4 protein-coding genes are annotated in these 4,101 nt (G+C 59.2%); 2 read left to right on the top strand and 2 right to left on the bottom strand.

Annotated elements, in window-relative coordinates; genetic code table 11:
• On the top strand, positions 1–433 hold a 433-nt coding region (locus tag A3754_RS17315), incomplete at its 5' end, for an OmpA family protein (protein ID WP_063520699.1).
• Positions 423–1,115, top strand: coding sequence for a DUF2894 domain-containing protein (locus A3754_RS17310; protein ID WP_063520698.1), 693 nt, complete (start codon positions 423–425; stop codon positions 1,113–1,115). The genes A3754_RS17315 and A3754_RS17310, both read left to right, overlap by 11 nt.
• A gap of 211 nt (positions 1,116–1,326) precedes the next feature.
• Here A3754_RS17310 and A3754_RS17305 read toward each other — a convergent pair whose 3' ends face one another.
• Positions 1,327–3,411 (bottom strand): BCCT family transporter, encoded by a 2,085-nt coding sequence (locus A3754_RS17305; protein WP_063520697.1) that lies wholly within the window; start codon positions 3,409–3,411, stop codon positions 1,327–1,329.
• Positions 3,412–3,490: 79 nt separating this feature from the next.
• Positions 3,491–3,670, bottom strand: a complete 180-nt coding sequence (locus tag A3754_RS17300) for a hypothetical protein (protein ID WP_063520696.1) — start codon at positions 3,668–3,670, stop codon at positions 3,491–3,493.
• Positions 3,671–4,101 lie beyond the last annotated feature (431 nt).

Genomic DNA, 4,101 nt, shown 5'->3' with positions numbered 1-4,101 from the left:
CGACCCGTTGGCCAGCGGCCGGGTGACCTTTCACAATGGCCGCATCGGCATCAGCGGCAGCGTGCTGTTCCAGCTCAACTCCGACCAGCTGCAACCGGAAGGCGAAGCCCTGCTCAGCGATCTGGTCAAACCACTGCAGGTATTCCTCAGCCAGCACGACGACATGCTCATGGTCAGCGGCTTCACCGACGACCTGCCCATCAACCGGGGCAACGGCCGTTACGCGGATAACTGGGGCCTGTCGGCGCAGCGAGCACTCACCGTCACCCGCACCCTGATCGAACAGGGCATGCCGGCGGACCAGGTCTTCGCCGCCGCCTTCGGCGACAACCAGCCGGTGGCCCCCAACGACAACGCCGACAGCCGTGCCCGTAACCGCCGGGTGGAGCTGACCACGGTGCCCAGGCAAAGCGAGGCAGCCGATGCCCCCTGATCACGCCGCGCCCTCGCCCGCACTGGGCGCCCTGCTGGAGCGGCTAGCCGCCCTGCGCGAACAGGGCGCGGAACATTTCGAGCCGGTGCAGTTCCATTACCTGAACAGCCTGGCCCGGCGGCTGGCTGCCCTGCGTGAGCCTCCCATCCGCACACAGGGCAAACTGACCGCCCAACTGGCCGAGTACGAAGATGCGCTGCATCAGGCAAGAGAGACCCTGCAACGCGCCGGGGAAGCCACCGACAATCCCGGCCAGTTCCGCTCCCTGCTACGGCGACCCCAGCCAGTAACGTCTTCACCGTTTGCGCCCTTACAGCAGGCCTACAGCAACCCACCAGCGGATGACAGCCCGGAAGAAGGCAACACTCTGGCAGGCTTGCTGAAACAACAGGAAACCCGGGTACTGGCAGATAATGGCGCCAGCGCCCCATCCCCGCCGCCCAGGCAACGGGAGCTGAGCGCCCTGCGCCAGCTTCGCCACCAGCGCCAGGCACACCGGGCACGCCAGCGCATCGACGATGCCATTACCCAGACCCCCAGCGACGCCGGCCCGCTCAATTCGCACCGGCTGGTGGCCCGCTCCATCGAAACCCTGCGCGAGCTGTCGCCTGCATATCTGGAACACTTCGTGAACTATCTGGATACCCTGATGAGCCTGGAAAAACTGGCGCGCAAACGCTGAACTCTCACCCTTCGAGTTTTGACGACCCTAAATGTTGGATTACGCCTTTCAGGCTAATTCAACCTACAAACCAGAGAGTCGTCTGGTTTTGCAGGTCCGATTTACCCAAGGGCACAGAGAGCCTAAAGGCGTAATCCGACTTCGCCCTGAAACGAAAAACGCCCCAACATGTGGGGCGCCTGGCGATAACAGCGTTTCGGTTAGTGAATCATTACACCGGCTTCACGCTGCCATCGTCTTCTCCGTCATTGCCTTCACTAGGGTCACCGGGCTGATCGCGCAGCAGATCATCGTGCTCCGCCATTTCCCAGGGCAGCTTGCCCGGGGCCACATTCAGGAAGTGCAGGTAGTTTTCAAACTGGTCGAGCATGTCGCGGATGATATCCACCTCATCGTAACCGAACACATCGTAGGAACGGCCACCACGGCGCAGGAACACCTCGGCGCGGCAATACTCATGGGCATCGCTCACCTTGGCCTCGCGGCTGCTGTAGGCATATTCCGGCACCGGCGTGGTAATCAGGCGGATGTCATAAATAAAGCCCACATGCTCATCACGGTTCACCACCAGCTCGGCACGGATAAACTGCTCGTCGAAATTCACCGTGGCATCCCAGCCCGCCTTGCGTAGCTCTTCCACTACCTTGTTCATGCTGGACATGGCCGTTTCACGAATAAAGGATTCCACCTCCTCGCGGGAAGGGTAACGGATCATGGCGGTGAGGCGATGGCGCCACTGGCTGCCGGTCATATGCCGGCTGTGGGCCATGTGCGCCTGCAAACTGGTTTCCCGGTGCCCCTCGATCACCAGCGCCCGCCACATGCCCACGGCGGCCAGCAGAATGACAATCGCAAACGGCAGTGCACTCACCATGGTCATCGTCTGAAGCGCACTCAAACCACCGGCCAGCAGCAGCACCGATGCGATCGCCCCTTCCAGTACCGCCCAGAAAATCCGCTGCCAGGCAGGGGTTTCCAGCACACCACCAGACGCCAGCGAATCCACCACCAGCGAGCCGGAATCCGACGACGTCACAAAGAAGGTCACAATCAGGCACACCGCCAGGAACGACACCAGCGTGGACCAGGGCAAGTGATCAAACAGCTGAAACAGGGCCACCGCCTTGTCTGCCTGCACCTGGCTGACCAGCTCGGTATAGCCTCGCTCCATGATCGCATTCAGTGCCGTATCGCCAAACACCGAGAACCACAGGAAGGTAAAGATACTGGGCACCAGCATCACCCCGACCACAAACTGGCGAATGGTTCGGCCACGGCTGATTTTCGCAATAAACAAGCCCACAAAGGGCGCCCAGGCGATGGTCCAGCTGAAAATAAACAGGGTCCAGTTGCCGATCCAGTCACTGTGCGTATACGCCTGCAAATTGAACGTACGCTCGACAATATTGCTCAGGTAACTGCCCGTATTCTGAACAAAACTTTCCAGAATATGCACGGTGGGGCCAACCACAAATACGAACAGCATCAGTGTCACGGCCAACACCATATTCAGAATCGACAGGCGCTTCACACCCTTGTCCATCCCTGCTACCACCGACACCGTCGCCAGCGCGGTAACAATGGCAATGGCGCTGATCTGCACCATGTTGCCCACCGGCACATCCCACAGGTAATTCAGCCCGGCATTAATCTGCGCCGCCGACAAACCCAGGGTGGTGGCGATACCGAACATGGTGCCCAGAATGGCAAACACGTCGATGGCATGGCCGATCGGGCCGTAAATTTTTTCACCAATAAGGGGATAAAACGCCGAACGCATGGACAACGGCAAGCCGTGACGGAAGGCGAAATACGCCATCACCAGGCCGACCAGGCCGTAAATCGCCCAGATATGAAAGCCCCAGTGGAAGAATGCAATCTGCATGGCCTGTTTCGCCGCATCCACCGTTTGCGCAGCGCCCACTGGCGGCTCGGCATAATGCAGCACGGGTTCGGCCACACCGAAGAACAACAGCGCGATGCCATAACCCGCCGAAAACAACATGGCGAACCATTCCGGAAACGAATACTCCGCTTCACAATGGTCGGGCCCCAACTTGATGTTGCCCCAGGAAGTCAGACTGATGCCGACGATAAAGATAAAGAACAGCGCCACCACCAGCATATAGAACCAACCGAAGTTAACGGTGATCCAGGACTGGGCAGATGAAAACGCCTGCCCCGCCAGCTCCGGATCGCTGATGGTGCCAATAATCAGCAATATCGCAACGATAACCGCCGGCACGAACACCGGCACAAGAATGGTTGAATTTCGCAACACAGCATTCTTCGCCATACAAAACATCCCTATTCGCCAAACAGACTGGTCAGTGGTAGCCGCACAAACCCCTGGTTCTCTATGACCATACAGACCGTTAACTCGGCTTTCCAGCACCCCGCTCACGGCCCAGGTTACGAATATAACTCACCGCCTGTGGCATACTCATGGTCAGCCGTTCAACACGATCCGCTGTAACCTGAATCAGCGAACCCGACCAGGGGTCCGGCGCACCGGGCAGATAAATCGTCACCTCGCCGTCATCCGCGCGCCCCACCTCAAACGTCCAGCGACAAGGACTGGGAAAAGGATTTGAGGAGCCTCTGAATAACTCCTTGCGTACTCAGCGTGGCCTGGAGCGTTCAGCTGTTGTGTCTTGTCTCGATGGTCAGGGTGGTTCCCTTTCCGAGAGGCAAGGCGCAGCAGATGGGCGCTCCAGGCCGCGCCCTTCGGGTCTTTCAGGCTGGCCCGCACTCGTTGTTGTACTTTTTCGATGGATGGACATACACCTTCAAAAGCGCGCCTAGATTGCGAACCAGCCTGAAAGACTGAGCATGCAAGGAGTTATTCAGAGGCTCCTTGAGGCATAGCCGGGCAACAGCATTAACAGGGCATCCAGGCGATGGTAAAACCGCCGCGCCACCCGGCTCATGGCAAACAGGCCGGCGAGCAAGCACACCAGCACCATCGCCAAAACGGTCACCAGGT

Source organism: Alcanivorax sp. HI0083 (assembly GCF_001635175.1).
The sequence above is the reverse complement of the archived record's forward strand: the minus strand, read 5'-3'. Positions and strand labels throughout refer to the sequence as shown.